Here is a 17010-nt window from a genome sequence, read left to right as displayed (position 1 = left end):
TTCAGTTAGATTTTATTTACCGTTTTGCTTTGCTGTTGCTTTTGGTGAGGCACCTTGCTTTAACGTTTTGTTTCTGAATTTTACGGTTTGAGGAAGCTGCAAGTTTACTTGGTTTATTTCTTGAATTTCTACTTGAAGTTTATCAAACTTGATATCTTCTAAATGTCCTCCCAGTGTTATATCTTCAGATAAAAAGTGAAAGTGCATTCCCGGAATCACCACGTTTCCAATATAATCTGGCGTAAATAAGCCTACTAAAGTTCCTTTAATATTATCTCTAGTATACATTACTCTTGTATCTAAATATTCAAATAGAGAAACATCTTCATTTTCTACTTTATGTGCAGATGCCATTTTTAGATACCCAAACTCCCCTTTAATTCTGTAGGCGTAAAAACTGTTTTTAGAAGTAGAGTATTTTTGAAGTTCTTTGTTTAGTTCTTCGTAAGAGGTAATGTTTTCAACGGTTACCGTTTTTTTGGGTTGAAAATTTATCATCGTCATATTAGGCGATTCTAAATCTTCTGGTGCCTCTTTAATTCCGCCTTCAGCATCGATAGTATATACCACACCGTCAACAGCAACCAGTTCACCTGCTAGGTGATTTACGGTACCAATACCAATATTACCTTGCTGTACCATTTGTTCTGGCCTAAAATCACCTTCATATATACTATTTAACAACGCAACCGTTGGCGCATATTGATGGATGGTGTTTTCCGTATGTGGTGCTAATCCGTTTTCATCTACATTGTGTGGATGCGGATGTTCGTGATCCTGCATTTCTGTAGTTAAAACTGCTTCTTTTTTGTCCTGATTTCCACAGCTTGCTAAAATTGCCAAGGAAACTAATAAAATTACTTTTTTCATAAGAGTTGTTTTTTAGTTGATTATTAATTTCTCTTAAATTTCTGTAACGAAATTCATATACTGCTTTAAATCACCAATAACAGCTTCTTCCATTAGTTTGCCTGTTTTTACTGCATAAGGTTGATTAAAGTGAATGTCCCAAACATCAGATTCTTTTCTCCAATGCTCGTAAACTGCTAGGGTGTCTTTTTGATCATCTACTGTGTATAAATCAAAAAGGATATTTCCTTCTTCTTCTTTTCTTGTGTGGGTAATGTGATCTTCAAACTGCTCTATAAGTGCTTCTCTAAATTCAGTTCTTAATTTAAAAATGAAGAAAATAATAAATACTTCATCTTCGGGATTTGCAGATTTAGTATGATCTGGAAGCGGATTTGTATCGCCTAAAAAGTAGAAATCAGGAGCCGACTGTAAGGCGGTCTGTCCTACTTCCATTAATTTTTTGGTATGAGGCTCGTTATCGTGAGCTGTAATAGCAGCTTTGTCTGCCCAACGTTCGTAAACAAAAAACACATTGTCTTCTGCTTTAGATACAAATACTTTAATCTCTTTATTGCCAGCTTCTTTTTGTGTTGCCGCTTGTGCTTCTTTAAGCGTTGCTGCAAACGTATCTTTATGTTCTGGTTTTGCTATAAATTTTACTATTGTACTTTTCATAATATATAGATTTAAACTTTTACAATTGAGTAATCACTGTTTCTTCAGGAAACCTTGACTTTGGTAATTTTGCATTAAAGTCACTGTCTTTTCTATAACCTAAAGACACAACCGCTAGAGCGGTGAAGCCCTTTTCGCGTAAGCTAAATTCTTCATCAATAGCTTTTACATCTACACCCTCCATTGGGCAAGCATCAATACCTAATGCAGCTGCACCTAATAAAAGTGCGCCCATATTTAAGTATACTTGCTTTTCCATCCAGTGTGGTAAATCTTTAAGATCGTAGCGGTGAATATTTGCAAATAGCATACGGCCACCGTGCATTTGATCTTTAAACTCTTGTGCTGCAAAGCGACCATCTTGGTCTTCTTGTTCTAGAATGCTGTTCATATAATCCTCGTTTGCATCTGTGCGAGCTGCGATAACAATTACGTGAGATGCGTCTAAAACTTTTGGTGTATTGAATTTGAAAAATCCTTGTGTCCCTTTTGCAATTCGCTCTTTACCTTCTTGAGTATCTGCTATTAAAAAATGCCAAGGTTGTAGGTTTACACTAGAAGGACTTAAACGCAGTACATCTTTTATTTGTTGAAAATCTGAATCTGATATTTTCTTAGTTGCATCAAATTCTTTTGCAGAGTAACGGTTGTTTAATATTTCTGTTAGATTCATTTTATAATTTATTTAACTTATTAATTATTAATACTATCAAAATTATAGTGCAAATGTATGCGTGAAGTTGATACGCGTCAATAACGGTCAAGAAGTATAGTATATAAAATAAATTATAAGACACTATATATCAGGTAATTAAATATAAAATAAATCACTATAAAAAGTATAGTTGCATACTATTTTAAAGCATAGTATCTTTGCATCGTTTTAAATGTTATGAAAATGGATAGAAAGGAATTGTTTGAAAAGAAACCAAGAATTAAAATCAACGATAAAATATCATATTGCCCAACAAGCGCGGCAATGGAATTGATAGGTGGAAAATGGAAGAGTGTTATACTAACCCATTTAATAGGCGATAAAAAACGCTATAATGAATTACGGAAGGAAATTCCTGGTATTACTGAGCGTACGTTGAGTTTACAATTAAAGAAATTAGAAGCAGATGGTATTATAAGTAGAAAGGTTTTTACTAAAAAACCGCCATTAAAAGTAGAATATACGCTTACGGAGTTTGGGCAAACATTGGTTCCTATTTTAAACCTAATTGTTGATTGGGGATTACACGCTGCCGAAACCAAAGGTGAGTTTTTGTTTGAGGAGTGATATAAATTCTGATCATAGATATAACTTCACGTTTTAATATGATGATATACCATTTGCATGCAAAAGCATTGAAAGGTATTACAATCGTTATGACCAACCTATCTGCTATCATATAGTAATAAATAAGAGCGCCTTAACACCTAAAACTAACAAAGGGTATCTCTCGATACCCTTTGAATCACAAACTACGTGTACATAAACAAACTAATTCAAATAATTGTGAGTCTTGTGATGGTTTATCCTCTTATAACTTTAATTAAATCGATAGCTAAAGCTGTCTTTTCTTCTATTTTTTTATAATCCCATGCACCATTCTCATCTACTGCTATGAGTTTTGAGCCTAGACCTACACAGGTTACTCCTGCATTAAACCATTCTTCTAAGCTTTCTTTTGTAGGAGAAACACCACCTGTAGGCATCACTGAGGTCCAAGGACATGGTCCTTTTATAGCTTTTACAAACTGGGCTCCATAAATACCTCCTGGAAAAAGTTTTACAATCTCACAGCCTAGTTCTTCGGCGCGAGCAATTTCTGTAAGTGATCCACAGCCTGGTGACCATAGTACTTTTCTTCTATTACACACCATGGCGATATCTTCACGCAATACGGGAGTTACTACAAAGTTTGCTCCTAGCTGCAGGTATAAAGAAGCTGCTGCTGCGTCTGTAACACTACCTACTCCAAGTATTAACTCAGGTAATTCTGCTTTCGCGAAAGCGCACAACTCATCAAACACTTTATGTGCATTATCACCGCGGCTGGTAAACTCTATTACTCGAGCACCACCGTTATAACAAGCCTGTAATATATGCTTGCCTACCTCAACAGATTCATTATAAAACAAAGGAACAATTCCCGTGTCTTTCATTACTTGTGCTACTTCTAATCTTGTAAATCTTGCCATAATTATCTTGAAACTTTTCCTGATTGATCTCCATCCATAAATCGTTCTATATCTTGTAAAGAGACCAAGTTGTAATCTCCATAAATGGTATGTTTTAAACAACAAGAAGCTACAGCAATATCTACTGCACGCTGCTTGTTTATAGGGTCATCTATGAGGCCAAAGGCTAGACCACCCATAAATGCATCTCCACTACCTACGCGGTCTACCACGGGCGTTACTTCTTGTATGTGTGCTCTATACACTTGCTCTCCATCATATAATAATCCTCCTATGCGCTGGTGAGATGCACTCACAGAGTATCTTAATGTGGTCGCAACCTGCTTGAGGTTAGGGCATAGTTTAAAAAGCTTATCATACAAAACGGGGAGTGATTTTTCATCTTGATAGTTAGGACCTACTTTGTCCTCACCTAGCATAAAAAAAGCAGTGTCTATATCTCCTAATATTAAATTACTATAGTTAAGAAGTTCCGGCATTACATCCTTAGGCTCCTTGCCCCATTTCCAGAGCTTTGAACGGTAATTTAAATCTGTAGAGATGGTGAGCCCCATCTTACTAGCTACTTTTACAGCCTCTAGACACTCTAGCGCTGCTGCTTCTGATATTGCTGGGGTAATACCACTCCAGTGAAACCATGTTGCACCTTCAAAAATAGCTTCCCAATCAAAACATCCTTTTGTGATAGTAGCCATAGAGCTACCAGCGCGATCATAGACCACGTTGCTAGCTCTTGTTCCGGCTCCTGTTTCTAGAAAGTAAATCCCTAGTCTATCTCCACCTCTTGTTATATACTTATCGCCTACTCCAATTTTTTTAATTTCTTGAAGTGCTGTATCGCCTATTTCATTATTAGGAAGCCTAGTAACAAAGTCTGCAGAGACGCCTAGATTATTAAGTGAGACTGCTACATTAAATTCGCCTCCACCATAGGTTACCCCAAAGGTTTTGGCTTGAGAAAATCTCAAGAATCGCTCTGTAGAGAGCCGTAACATAATCTCACCAAAAGTGACTACTTTACTCATATTCTAAGAATATATTTTTTTTTAAATACCTAATGCTTGACCACCACCTACTTGAATTGTCTCGGCAGTTAAGAAGGCCGCATCTTTACTCGCAAGGAATGATACTACACCCGCTACATCATCTGGCTGACCAAGACGACCTAACATAATATTATTTGCCCATGAAGCAAACACTTCTGGCTTAGTCTCTTTAATTTGCTTGTGGAAAGGTGTATCAATAGTTCCTGGTGATACTGCATTCACACGGATACCATATTCTGCAAGATCCTTTGCTAGTGCTCTCGTGATTGTGTGAACTCCAGCTTTTGAAGTACCATAAATACCTGCTCCTGGTCCACCTGCATTCCATCCAGCATTAGATGTATAGTTAATGATTGTAGGGTGATCTCCTTTCTTAAGGAATGGTATTGCTGCTCTAGACGCAAAGAATACTGAGTCTAAGTTAAGCGCCATTACAAATCTGTAAAACTCTGTAGTCATCTCTTCAAATCTTGAACGACCACCTAGTCCACCAGCGTTGTTTACAAGCACATCAATCTTACCGTACTTCTCCCCTATTTTTTTAATATTCTCCGTTACCGCTTCATCATTAGTAACGTCAAAGCCATAATACTCTGCAGTAATACCATCTGCTTTAAGCTCCTCAAGTCTTTTTGCTCCTTCTTCATCTTGAATTCCGTTAATTACAACGGTATATCCATCGTGACCTAATCGTTTTGCTACTGCAAATCCTATTCCTCCTGTGGCGCCAGTTATAACGGCTACTTTTCCTTTGTTACTCATAATATTAATTTTTACTTTTTATTATTATCTATTTGATTTAAGAAGTTCAATTTTAGGTATCAAAATCCATACACTTGCGATTACAATAAATGCTAATGCTGCACCTATTACAAATGCTGGTGTATAGTTACCACCTACTGTTAATTTAGGTACTAATGCAACGAGCCCTGCTCCTGTGAGTTTTGCCGCTGTTCCGGCAAAACCTGATAGCGTACCTACTGTCTTTTTACCATACAAATCACTTGGTAGTGTTTGCACATTTCCTATTGCTGTTTGGAACCCAAATAGCACTACTGCCATTATTAAAACAGCTGCTATAGGCGATCCTGGATTTGATAATGCAAGAAGCGCAGGAAGCATAATGACACAACCTAGTGTTATTACCATCTTACGAGTCTTGTTAATATTCCATCCTGATTTTAATCTATTTTGTGCTAATAAACCACCAAACCAAGCTCCAAACATAGCTCCAACATAAGGAACCCATCCGTAGATTCCAATGGCTTTTACATCCATACCGTACACTTCTGAAAGGTATATAGGGATCCAAAAAACAAATAACCACCATATTGGATCTATCGCTGCAGAGGCTATAATCACACCCCAGCTTTGCTTCTTTGATAGCAACTCTCCTACCGAAGGATTGTACTCTACTAATTTCTCGCCTTCTTCTGTTTCTTCTTTTATCTTTTGACCCTTTAGAATATGTTGCTTTTCTAATTCTGTTAACCAAGGGTGGCTCTTAGGTGGTGCTTTTACTAAAATTAACCAAGGAACTAACCACAATAGACCAATAAGTCCTATGATTACAAATATCATTTGCCAGCTAAAATAAACAGTCAAAAAGGCAATCGTGGGGATTGCAACAATACCCCCTATAGCGGCTCCAGAATTAAATAATCCTTGTGCAAACGCTCTCTCTGTGGCTGGGAACCATTCGGCATTTCCTTTGGCTGCTCCAGGCCAGTTTCCTGCTTCAGAGATTCCCAAGATTGATCTAAAAATTGAGAAACTCAATACTCCATTTGCTAGCGCATGTAGTGCTGTCGCGATGGACCAGAACCCTATTGATAATACAAAACCAAACCTAGTTCCAATCTTGTCAAAGATTTTTCCAAAGATGGATTGTCCAAAAGCATATGAAAACATAAAAACCACCGATATCAAAGCGTAAATTTCTTTTCTTTCGGTAGTGGTCTTATCTGGATATAAATCTTCTGCTATGCTAGGCCATAAAACAACTAGAGCTTGGCGGTCTATATAATTAATAACAGTTGCTAGCGCTATAAGTCCTACAACCCACCATCTTAGTCCTTTAAGTTTCATAAACTATAATTTTAAATCTAATTAGTTACTTTAAATAGGGCAAAAAATTACCCTAGCCATGCGTACATGACTTTTAATATTTTCAACTTTTCTTTGAGTTTTACGCTTTCGCGAAAGCGTACTTTATACCTTAAATATTATAGCAATATTGATACAAAGCTTTAAAGTGTTTTTTCATCATTGCCTTTGCTTCCTGAGGATTTTGTTGCTCGATTGCGAGATAAATTTTCTCATGCTCTTCTATGGCCGATTGTGACATTCCGGAATCACAAACGTGATATTTTTCAAAATTTGTAATAATTTCTGGAGTGATAATAAGCATGAAATTATTCATGGTACTATTACCTGATGCCTTTGCAATAGCAAGGTGAAAAAGTAAATCTTCTTGCACCGCGTCTTCACCATTAATTACTTTTTCTGTGTAAGCATCTAGTGCTTCTCTCATTTTTTTGAGATCACAATCTGTGCGTCTCAATGCAGCTAGTCTAGCAGTTTTAAGTTCTAAGAGAATTCGAGTTTCGACTAGCGATTTGAAGTCTGGATCTTCAAGTTTAAGGATATCATCTATCATCCCATTAAGAGCAATGACCCCAATATTTGCCACAAAAGTTCCACTCTGTGGTATTGACTTTAGAATTCCATAAAACTCTAATTTTTGAATGGCTTCTCTTACACTACTACGAGTCACCTCAAAACGCTCAGATAACATACGTTCTGAAGGTAGCTTATCACCTGGTTCCAAATTTTTGAGATTTATAATATCTCTAATTTGACCTATGATTGCCTTTCCAGAATCATTATTTTCAATCGTCTTTGTACGTGTCTCCAGTTTCATATCGTAACAATTTAATTTCTTAACAGCTCAACTAAGCTTCTTCAAAAAGCAGTTGAAAAGTTATAGAAAGTTATTGATTTATAATAGATAACAATGTGATTTACCATTTTAATTAATGCTTAACTTCTATATCGTAAACTCTAATATCTGCATAAGCATTCTCATCTCTCGTTTGAAGATAATTACCAACCTTGAAGTAGTTTTCAAAAACTCCCCATCGTTGCATGTGTATATCTTCATAGGTTTTATACTCTTGACCATTGAGAGAAATTACCATTTTACCTTCTTCTACTTCTACCTCAATTGTAAATTTTTTAAAACCTACATTTTGTTCAAAATTAAACCCTTCATCATCAACCCACGATTCTTTTTTTAAAATTTCTACAGGTCCTACGTCAGGCGTTCTTAACTTCTTTGTTTTTACTCTTATTTTGCCATTCTGCCAATAAATCTTTAATATAGGAGGCGCATTATTATCTTTCTGTCCAATCTTATCTCGCTGCTCATTAGTAAGTCTACCGTGTATCTGCGTGATAATTGTTTTGTGATATTTGCCATTCTCATCACGAGAAATTCTATCCATGGCCATTTTCACTTTAAGTTTACCTCCTTGTGCAAAAGTCCAGTTTACAGAATTATTACCTGGCACCATTTGCTCTCTGAGCTCTGACCTAGAATATTTTGTATTTGTAGTGGTCTGTGCAGGTACTGCATGAAAAACAAGAGCCCCTTTTGTAGAGTCATTGTACATGTAGGGCTTTAAAACTTCATTTGTTGCATAATCCAAAATCTCTGGAGGATCCACTTCAATAATCTTAGGCTCACCTACTGGAATTGTTACTTTCCAGTGAGATAGATCTACCTTTGGTAACTTATATTTTTTACGTTTTTTCTTTCTTTTTGATATTTTACTAGCACTAACTTCATCTTGTTCAAGAGATGATGTACCACTATTTTCTGAAGTTTGCCCAAAGGACAAACTTACAGAAAGTAATAGTGTGCTTAATAATATGAAAGTCTTCAACATCGTTTTTTTATTGTACTGCTGCAGTAAAATTATCTACTCTCGCTTCAACACTTGCATTATAGATTAGAATGCTTACTGTGCTGCTTACCCCAGAGTTAAAATTAAGTGTAGTAAGAGTGTAGTCTTCTGCAGATCCTGTAAACTCTGCAATTGCAGCGCCTTGTGCTACGGTAAGATCTGTATAACCTCCACCTGGTAAAATAGCAACAGTTGCTTCTCCTCCGGCTCCTTCTAATCTATAAGAGTACGTAATAGTATAATCTGTATTAGGCGTCACCTCAATTTCTTGGTATGCAATTCTGCTCCCGTCACTTGGAAATTTTGCTGCTTGCCCTCCATCAGGAACAGAAGAACTTGTGTTGATCTGGATAACTCCTCCTAAATCAGAGTTTCTCCAAGAATCACGTCCATCTCCAGTACCATCTGGTAAAGAATTATCTTCAAAACTAGCTTCTAGTATTACTGGAATAATCGCATCTGGTTCTTCTGGCTCAATCACCTCAATATCTGATGAAAATGTACTTGTCATACCTAAAGCATCTGAAGCTGTCAATGTAATCGTATATACTCCTTCTGCTGCATATTGATTTTGACCATCAATTGTCGTTGACGTATTACCATCTCCGTAATCCCAAGCATATGTTGTTGCGCTTGTTGAAAGGTTTGAAAATGTATAAATATCAAAGTTATTTACATCTCTTGTAGCAGAAAAGTTAGCTTCTGGAGGCATTGTATCTGCACGACTTCCAGCCTCAGGAAGATCTAATTCATTTTCACAAGAAACTGAAATAACCATACCTATTAAAAGAAAAACAAATTTTCTTGGTGTTATAAAATATCTCATAGTATTATTTTTATTATTAGTAGCCTGGATTTTGCGTCAATTGACCATTACTCAAGTTAACCTCAAACTGAGGAAGTGGTAATAAGAGATCTGTAGCGCTAAAGCTATGTCCGTTGGCATTAGAAAAATCAGTTAGTACTTGTTGTGCTGCTCCAAATCTTTTTAAATCATGGATTCTATGATTTTCAAAAGCTAATTCAACACGACGTTCTATTAGTAATTGCTCTGATGTAACTTCTTCTACAATATCAGTCAAGCCAGCTCTATTTCTAACTGCTTGAAAAGATTCTAAAGCATTTGATGATTGTGTTACTGCACCTCCAGCTAGAATAGCCTCGACGTGCATAAGTAATACATCAGAATATCTTAGTATAATCCAATCATTACCTGCACTTGTAGGATCTGAGCTTGTAGGCTCAATTCCTAAGTTTGCATCACCATTAGGTAAATATTTTACAACTTGAGTTTGTGTAGCTTGACCAGGATCAACGCGCTTTGAATATTGTGCTCTCTCACCTCCAAATTCATCTAAAGCTGCAATAGCTTCATCTGTCACATAATTTACTCCACTAGTACGTCCTACACCGTTGAGCATCTCTGCCGAAAAGTTTTGACTATCTAAAGAAGAACTCGCTACATAACCAACAGTAAAAATGTTTTCATCATTTGCTTCGTTATAAAACACTTCTCTAAAATCAGATTCAAGAGCGTACTCTTCACTAGCTATAATTTCTTCAAGTAGTACTTGAGCTTCTCCATAGTTACTTCCCTGTGTTAAATACACTTTGGCTAAAATTCCTTGAGCAGCTGCTTTTGATGCTCTATTTGCCGTAGTCGTACTTCCTAACTTAGAAGCCGCAGATTGTAAATCTGCTACAATAAAGCTATAGATTTCACTAGAAGGCACACGTGTAAATTGTGTCTCTACATCTTCTATTAATATAGGTCTGTCTATTAATGGTACATCTCCAAAAGAACGCACAAGATTAAAATAAGCTAATGCTCTCATAAAACGAGCTTCTCCCTCCATACGATCACCATCTGTAATTGCTAGGTCAATATTTTCAAGAACTAGATTTGCTCTTGTAATGACACTGTACATACTACGGTAGTAATCAAACACAAAACCATTTGTAGGTTGTACAGTGAAGCTATCAAACTGGCCTGCTTCTCCTTCTCCACTTTTTGATCTTGTGTTATCACTTAACATTTCTGTTACGTAAAACTCTATTTGCTGCCCATGATTAAGGTCATTATCTGTAATCTCAAGACTATTAACTCCTTGTAGCGCATCGTAAACTGTAGTAAGAACAGATTCAAGATCACTCTCATTTGTTGGAAAAGTATCACCTACCAACACGGCTGTTGGTACAGGCTCTAAAAAATCGTCACCGCAAGATGCAAAGCTCACAACAACTAATAACATCATTAAAAATTTATATGTTTTCATAGTTCTGTCTTTTAATTTTAAAATTCTAAGTTTAATCCTAATGATATGGTACGAGCTATAGGGTTTCCTCCACGCTGGTATCCTACATTTAATGCACCTTCATTTTGATACGATTCTGGATTCCATCCTGTATAACCATCTGCTGTGAAGTATAACAGGTTTTGTCCTGAAACATACACCCTAGCTTTACTAAGACCTACTTGACTTATAAGGTCTGTGTCTAATGTGTAACCTAGATTTAGTGTACGAAGCGCTACGTATGATGCATCTGAGATGATAGCATCTGTAAAAATCTTTTGTTGCAAGAAATTCTGATCTGTAGCTACGTCAAGGTTTGTACCCTCACGACTACTAAAGTGATTAAATATATATTGATCTGCTATGTTACGCACTTCTGCTCCCCAACTTCCTTGAAAGGTGAAGCTAAAATCAACATCTCCTATTTGGAAATCGTTTGCTATACTCCATACAAGATCTGGAAAAGGATCTCCTATAATTGTTTTATCATCATTATCAATTAATCCATCTCCATTTAAATCTCTAACGTATACATCCTGAGCTTCTCCTCCTACAACTGCGTAAGGATCTGTTACAAATTCTACAGGTACTTCTCTATCTACTACAAAACCGTAAAAAGAAGATATAGGTTGTCCTTCTAGTGTAATCCACTCTGCTGCTCTTTTATCATCAACATTTGTGATAAGTCCGCTTGCTCCTGCAAAGTCAGTTAATTCATTTTCATTTGTAGATGCTAGTATCGTAGTTCTCCATGTGAATTTCTCATTAGTAATATTACGAGTTCTCAATTCTACTTCAATACCTTTATTAACAACCTCTCCACGATTTGCAAGTCCTTCTCTAAAACCTGTTGTAGTAGAGATAGGCACACTTAATAATAATTGATCAGATACTTTATTGTAGGCATCTATCGATCCAGATATTCTACCATTAAAGAAACCAAAATCTACAGCTACATTTGTTTCACTAGAACGTTCCCATTGTAAATCTGGATTTGCAACGTTTATTGGAGCTAATCCACTAGAAACTTCGTTTCCAAAAATTGCAGAATTAGGTCCGTATAATTGTAAAGAAGGATATAACTCGATATTATCTGAAATTACACCACTACCAAGACTGATATCTTTGTTTCCTGTAAAACCGTAACTTGCTCTTAACTTCAAATCGCTTATTACATCACTCTCGCTTAAGAAATCTTCTCTAGCAAGGTTCCAACCAAGAGATACAGCTGGAAAGTAACCGTACTTATTATTAACACCAAAAGATGAATGTCCATCTGTTCTTAAACTTGCAGAAGCCAAATATTTATCTTCAAAAGAATAATTAACACGTCCAAAGAAAGAAACTAAACGCTCCTCTGTATTATATGAAATATTCTCTATTACAGATGTACCTCCACCTAGAGTTTGTATTAAATCGTTTTCAAATCCATTTACACCAATAGCACTATACTCGCGATCCCACTTCTCTGCCGATGCTCCAAGAATAGCACTTATATTATGCGATCCAAAAGAAGTATCATAAGATAATAATCCTTCTGTTAAAATGTGAATTTGATCAAACGTATCAAGATCCAACTGCGCTGCAGAAGCTCCGTTACGACTAGCTTCAACACCTTGCCAGCGTCTTTGCTTTCTGTTTTGGTAATCCCCACCTAAAGTAGCTTTGAAGCTAAGACCTTTGGCTAGTTTGTATTTTCCATAGAAGTTACCGTACATTCTAAACTGCTCATCTGTTCTATGTCTTTCTAATACTTTTGCTGCCGGATTGGTATTACTTGTAGTACTTATATCTACTAACTCGCTTCCGTCTCCAAAAAGATCATAGTTGTCAAAGTGACGCTCCTTAGCATAATCCCCTATTTGTACATTAGGAAAATTTTCTCTGTCCACATACTGAATTGAATTTTCATCGTGATACGTAGGCAACCAAGGTTGTTGTCTCAATATATCATGTGTAGAACCATCAAAACGTCTTCTGTTTGTGTAAGACGGAGCTATATTTGCACCAAAAGAAAATTTGTCATTTACTTCTGTGTCAACTTTTAATCTAAAATTATATTTCTTAAAATCATCTGTAAGAAGTACACCTTCATCATGTAAATAAGAAAGTGATGTATTAAATTTTGTTTTCTCACTACCTCCTCTAGCACTTAGAGAGTGACTCTCAATAATACCACCGTCAAAAATGCGATCTTGCCAAGACTGATCTATACCTAAAAGCTCTCTATACTGAGAACGCAAAGAAAGTTCGCCAGTTTGTGCAAGCTCTTCTGCATGTGACTTTGCTACACTTATGTCATAATCATCACTCTGTCTAGCTTCTTTAAAACCAGTAAAAGTATTGTAACTAAAACGAGTTTTACCTTCCTTACCTTGTTTTGTAGAAATGATTATTACACCACCAGATGCTCGCGAACCATAGATTGCCGCCGAAGCCGCATCTTTAAGAACCTCTACAGATTCAATATCATTTACATCTACTGTGTTTAAAAATTCGGCATCTAGTACAACACCATCTACTACAAGAAGAGGTCCACTAGCTCCTGCTATTGACCCAATACCTCTAATGTTGATAGTTGAATTTGATCCTGCCTCTCCTTCTGTAGCTTGTATATTAAGACCTGCTACTTGACCTACTAAGGCTTCATTTGCGGTTCCTACAGCTATTTGATCAAGATCTTCGTTTTTTACTTTTCCTACAGCACCTGTGATCTTTGTTCTAGATTGAGACCCATACCCAATTACCACAACCTCATCTAATGTCCCGGCATCAATTTTTAAGACTATATCTGCTCTAGTCTGTCCAGTTATCGTTACTACTTGTGGCGTAAAACCTACATAAGTAAACTGTACTATATCGTTTGCGGTAACAGAAATCTGGTAGTTACCATCAAAATCAGTAGAAACTCCCGTTTGAGAATTAAGCACCGATACATTCACTCCAGGAATAGGAGAATTGTCTTCCTCAGAAACAACAGTACCCTTTAATAAGTAACTTTCCTGTCCATACAGTAAAACACCGCACAAAAGAAAAAGGACTAAGGAAAACTTAGTTTTTACATTCATAATTAATGATTTAGATTAAATTAATTTGTTTTATTAAATAATCCTCAGAAACCTATTAACTGCTCTCTATTCTGTATGCTATTTCATACATTTACAATAGATAAGCTTACTGAGCTTATTTATACTTCGTACCAGAAGTAATAATAAAGAGGACGGTGTCGAAGCTGTCCTTTTTTTTGGTTTACCAAACTGGTCAACCAAATTGGTTTACCAAATATGAGTATAATATTCTGTTAATACAAAAATTATAGTGTTAAAATATTAACTATTCCATAAAATCTTCTCTTATTGGCGAGAATACGTCAATTAGCACCCCTGCTTCAGTACAAATTGCTCCATGTAATTCATGTGGTGGTATGTAAAAAGAATCACCTCCTTTTAATGTTTTTGTCTTACCATTTATAGTCACATCAAAAGATCCACTTTCTACGTAAGTAACTTGCGAGTGATAATGCTCATGCATAGGTCCTATTCCGCCTTTCTCAAAATGTACTTTCACAAGCATGATCTTGTCATCATAACCCATTATTTTACGTTTTACTCCTTCACCTACAACTTCCCACTCAATGTCGTTGCCTTCTATAAATTCTTTACTTGCTCCAAATGATTTCATATTCTTAGTTTTTAATTTGTTTTAAAGTATAATTACCCTTCCAGGTGTATGTTTGATTTGATATGGTAATGGAGTGTTGCGCTTTCGCGAAAGCGTTATCTACCACCACCACTAGTTGCTCCTCCCCAGATTGCATAGTGATTTTTATAGCCACATATCCTTCTGGTGCTTTTTCTTGATTTATAGATGCCACAGATGCGTATGCATCCTGCGCTTTTTCTGTAACCGCATTGTATGTACCATGAGACTCTATTACTTGAGCGTATACTGCATTTTTTACTCCAGTTTTACGATGTATAAACATAGGGTCTCTACGTAGATTAAACGATGGATCATTTGCCCCTACACGTCCAAGAATAAAAGTATCCTTACTGTCTGAAAGTGTGGTAACGCTATAAAACTTGTTATTATTAAGCCATGTAAACTGGCTACTGGCGTCTTTAGGAGTACCAGTCGCTTCCTTCCAAATATGTTGATAGCCATTTCCAGTTCCTAGCGGTCGCAATTCTCGCGATGCTTCTACATCAAAACCAGTATAAATCACCTGCCCATGATAGTAAAATGGCAAGTCTATTTGATGCGCTTGGTCACTCTTTATTTGATTAATGTCTATAATGTATGGCTTGCTACCACCTTCTGGTGTTACCATCATCATAGTGCGTGTAATCTCCGTTCCAGGATACGCGTTATTTTCTGTGGCGCTTACTACTTGCAGTTTTTTATCATTGGTATCAAAAGTGATAATCTCTGGGTGATGTTTTGAGCTTTCCTTAAAACTACCTTTAAAATGTGATGTCTCATCAATCACTACCGTATTATGAGCAATCGTCTGTTTTGCCCATGTCGTATTTTCTTTTAGATAACCGCCACCATTCTTTTGTTCAACATTTACAAAACGTGCCAGACCATAATCCTGTAATATCTCCTCCCCATCCTCGTAAAGAGAATAAGAGAGTTTATCAAAATGCCCATGACTAAGCCCGTGACTCGCGTTCTTCATTACGAGCGCGGTAGTGCCAGACTCATAGTTTGCTCTTAAAATGGCAACACCACCTTGATTGCCCTTTGGGCCGTCATGTAGTAAAACAGATTCTTTTGTGAATGGGATTGCTTTACCCGCCTCAATTGCCTGAGCTACTGCAAGACCGGTAATATCAAGTTCTACTTGTCCTTGCTGCTGCGCTACCGAAAGTAAACGTGCATCTTGATTTCCATAGTAATAGGCAATATCCACTGCAGACACTAGGGAAGCTGTGTTGTAAGACATTCCTTTTTGACCATCATTAAGAGGGAAAAATTCACCATCTTCATCGGTGAGGTTAAGTAATGCATCTACTGCTTTTATTAAGACTCCACCGTTGTATTCAAATATTTTAAGTGCTGGTTTTTTGGTTTCTAACACTTTCGCGAAAGCTAAAAAAGGATACATCGCATATCGCTGATAGTACGGTCCTTCTGTGTAATAACCATCTGGAGAAAATGGTTCATCTAGATTTGCTAGAAAACCTGTTTTTTGCCCTTCCCCCTTTATGAGGCCTCCATCATTATCCATTGCGGTTGACGAAATACTATCGTTTTTAATGCCGTACAATGCTCGATCTACAAGCTCATCATCATCCATCACTAAACCTATCATACCTACAGCAACAGTTCCCCAAGTGCTATGATTATGAATACGGTTAAAAAATTGTGGCGTTTCTACAGACAGAAAATCTGCAAAAGGACGAAATAACTTTGTATCGAGAATCTCACGATCTTCTTCAGGTATCCAACTACGTATGGCGTCATACGCCTGGCTCATATGCACTAACCAGTTTGCATCATTGAGACATTGCCAGAATATCTTCCCACGAGAATATGATCGTTCTTGCGGGTGACGAGGTAAGGAAGGATACATCTCTGCATATTTCATTAATACATCTCTCGTATACTGTGCATATTTCTCTTCTCCCGTGAGCTGAAAAATCACCCCTGCCTTATGAAGTATGGTATAATTTAATTTATGCTGTGTGTGGGTATAACCTCCAGCCATGTCCTTTGGGATAGGCACTTGTATCCCTTTTTCCATTGCTGCATCTACTTCTTGTTTTGCTACAGCTAGCGAATTATCAAACAACGGAACAGTTCCTAACTTAGCTCTAATATCATCAACCTCAGTTGCGGTAAGTACTACATTTGGGTTTGCGCCACTTGTAGTAGCGACCGATGTGTCTTGACTAGTTCCCTGCTCATCACAAGAAACGAATAAAGTCGAAAGTGTGATACCAACTACAAGAGCCGTATTTCTGCTAATTAATTTCATAAAGT

15 protein-coding genes are annotated in these 17010 nt (G+C 36.8%); 1 reads left to right on the top strand and 14 read right to left on the bottom strand.

Going from position 1 to position 17010, the window contains the following annotated elements:
- Positions 1-12: 12 nt before the first annotated feature.
- Genes budA through nfsB form a run of 3 tightly spaced genes read right to left on the bottom strand, consistent with a single transcriptional unit; the run spans position 13 to position 2200 of the window.
- Positions 13-870: an acetolactate decarboxylase gene (gene budA / locus ACJJVW_RS11540; protein ID WP_405252014.1), complete on the bottom strand. Its 858-nt coding sequence runs from the start codon at positions 868-870 to the stop codon at positions 13-15.
- Positions 871-903: 33 nt separating this feature from the next.
- A complete protein-coding gene (locus ACJJVW_RS11535; protein ID WP_405252012.1) occupies positions 904-1527 on the bottom strand; it encodes a putative quinol monooxygenase in 624 nt (207 codons plus the stop codon).
- A 19-nt stretch (positions 1528-1546) separates the two neighbouring features.
- Positions 1547-2200 carry an oxygen-insensitive NAD(P)H nitroreductase gene (gene nfsB / locus ACJJVW_RS11530; RefSeq protein WP_405252010.1) on the bottom strand — a complete coding sequence of 218 codons (654 nt, stop codon included), beginning with the start codon at positions 2198-2200 and terminating at the stop codon, positions 1547-1549.
- Positions 2201-2425: 225 nt separating this feature from the next.
- Between nfsB and ACJJVW_RS11525 the strand changes: the two genes are divergently transcribed.
- Entirely contained in the window at positions 2426-2809 is a 384-nt protein-coding gene (locus tag ACJJVW_RS11525; RefSeq protein WP_339847197.1) for a helix-turn-helix domain-containing protein, read from the top strand.
- Positions 2810-3045: 236 nt separating this feature from the next.
- Here ACJJVW_RS11525 and ACJJVW_RS11520 read toward each other — a convergent pair whose 3' ends face one another.
- The 11 genes from ACJJVW_RS11520 to ACJJVW_RS11470 form a co-directional block, all read right to left on the bottom strand.
- Positions 3046-3714 carry a bifunctional 4-hydroxy-2-oxoglutarate aldolase/2-dehydro-3-deoxy-phosphogluconate aldolase gene (locus tag ACJJVW_RS11520; RefSeq protein ID WP_298326066.1) on the bottom strand — a complete coding sequence of 223 codons (669 nt, stop codon included), beginning with the start codon at positions 3712-3714 and terminating at the stop codon, positions 3046-3048.
- Between the two features lie 2 nt (positions 3715-3716).
- Entirely contained in the window at positions 3717-4739 is a 1023-nt protein-coding gene (locus ACJJVW_RS11515) for a sugar kinase (RefSeq protein WP_339847192.1), read from the bottom strand.
- A gap of 21 nt (positions 4740-4760) precedes the next feature.
- Positions 4761-5522: an SDR family NAD(P)-dependent oxidoreductase gene (locus ACJJVW_RS11510; protein ID WP_298326072.1), complete on the bottom strand. Its 762-nt coding sequence runs from the start codon at positions 5520-5522 to the stop codon at positions 4761-4763.
- A gap of 24 nt (positions 5523-5546) precedes the next feature.
- Positions 5547-6848: an MFS transporter gene (locus tag ACJJVW_RS11505; RefSeq protein WP_405252007.1), complete on the bottom strand. Its 1302-nt coding sequence runs from the start codon at positions 6846-6848 to the stop codon at positions 5547-5549.
- 130 nt (positions 6849-6978) lie between these two features.
- Positions 6979-7683 carry a FadR/GntR family transcriptional regulator gene (locus ACJJVW_RS11500; protein WP_298326078.1) on the bottom strand — a complete coding sequence of 235 codons (705 nt, stop codon included), beginning with the start codon at positions 7681-7683 and terminating at the stop codon, positions 6979-6981.
- A 112-nt stretch (positions 7684-7795) separates the two neighbouring features.
- Positions 7796-8710, bottom strand: a complete 915-nt coding sequence (locus ACJJVW_RS11495) for a polysaccharide lyase family 7 protein (protein ID WP_405252005.1) — start codon at positions 8708-8710, stop codon at positions 7796-7798.
- Between the two features lie 7 nt (positions 8711-8717).
- On the bottom strand, positions 8718-9554 hold the full coding sequence (locus ACJJVW_RS11490; protein WP_405252003.1) for a PKD domain-containing protein: 837 nt from the start codon (positions 9552-9554) through the stop codon (positions 8718-8720).
- A 16-nt stretch (positions 9555-9570) separates the two neighbouring features.
- Complete coding sequence (locus tag ACJJVW_RS11485) at positions 9571-11004, bottom strand: RagB/SusD family nutrient uptake outer membrane protein (RefSeq protein ID WP_405252001.1); 1434 nt, start codon at positions 11002-11004, stop codon at positions 9571-9573.
- A gap of 17 nt (positions 11005-11021) precedes the next feature.
- Positions 11022-14090 carry a SusC/RagA family TonB-linked outer membrane protein gene (locus ACJJVW_RS11480; protein WP_405251999.1) on the bottom strand — a complete coding sequence of 1023 codons (3069 nt, stop codon included), beginning with the start codon at positions 14088-14090 and terminating at the stop codon, positions 11022-11024.
- Between the two features lie 265 nt (positions 14091-14355).
- Positions 14356-14703, bottom strand: coding sequence for a cupin domain-containing protein (locus tag ACJJVW_RS11475; protein ID WP_013749808.1), 348 nt, complete (start codon positions 14701-14703; stop codon positions 14356-14358).
- Between the two features lie 4 nt (positions 14704-14707).
- The gene (locus ACJJVW_RS11470; RefSeq protein ID WP_405251997.1) at positions 14708-17005 is read right to left on the bottom strand and encodes an alginate lyase family protein; all 2298 of its coding nucleotides are present in this window, start codon (positions 17003-17005) and stop codon (positions 14708-14710) included.
- Between the last annotated feature and the right edge of the window lie 5 nt (positions 17006-17010).

This window comes from Dokdonia sp. Asnod3-C12, assembly GCF_045063975.1.
GTDB lineage: Bacteria > Bacteroidota > Bacteroidia > Flavobacteriales > Flavobacteriaceae > Dokdonia.
Note: the sequence above shows the minus strand (reverse complement) of the source record. Positions and strands in the feature narration are given on the sequence as shown.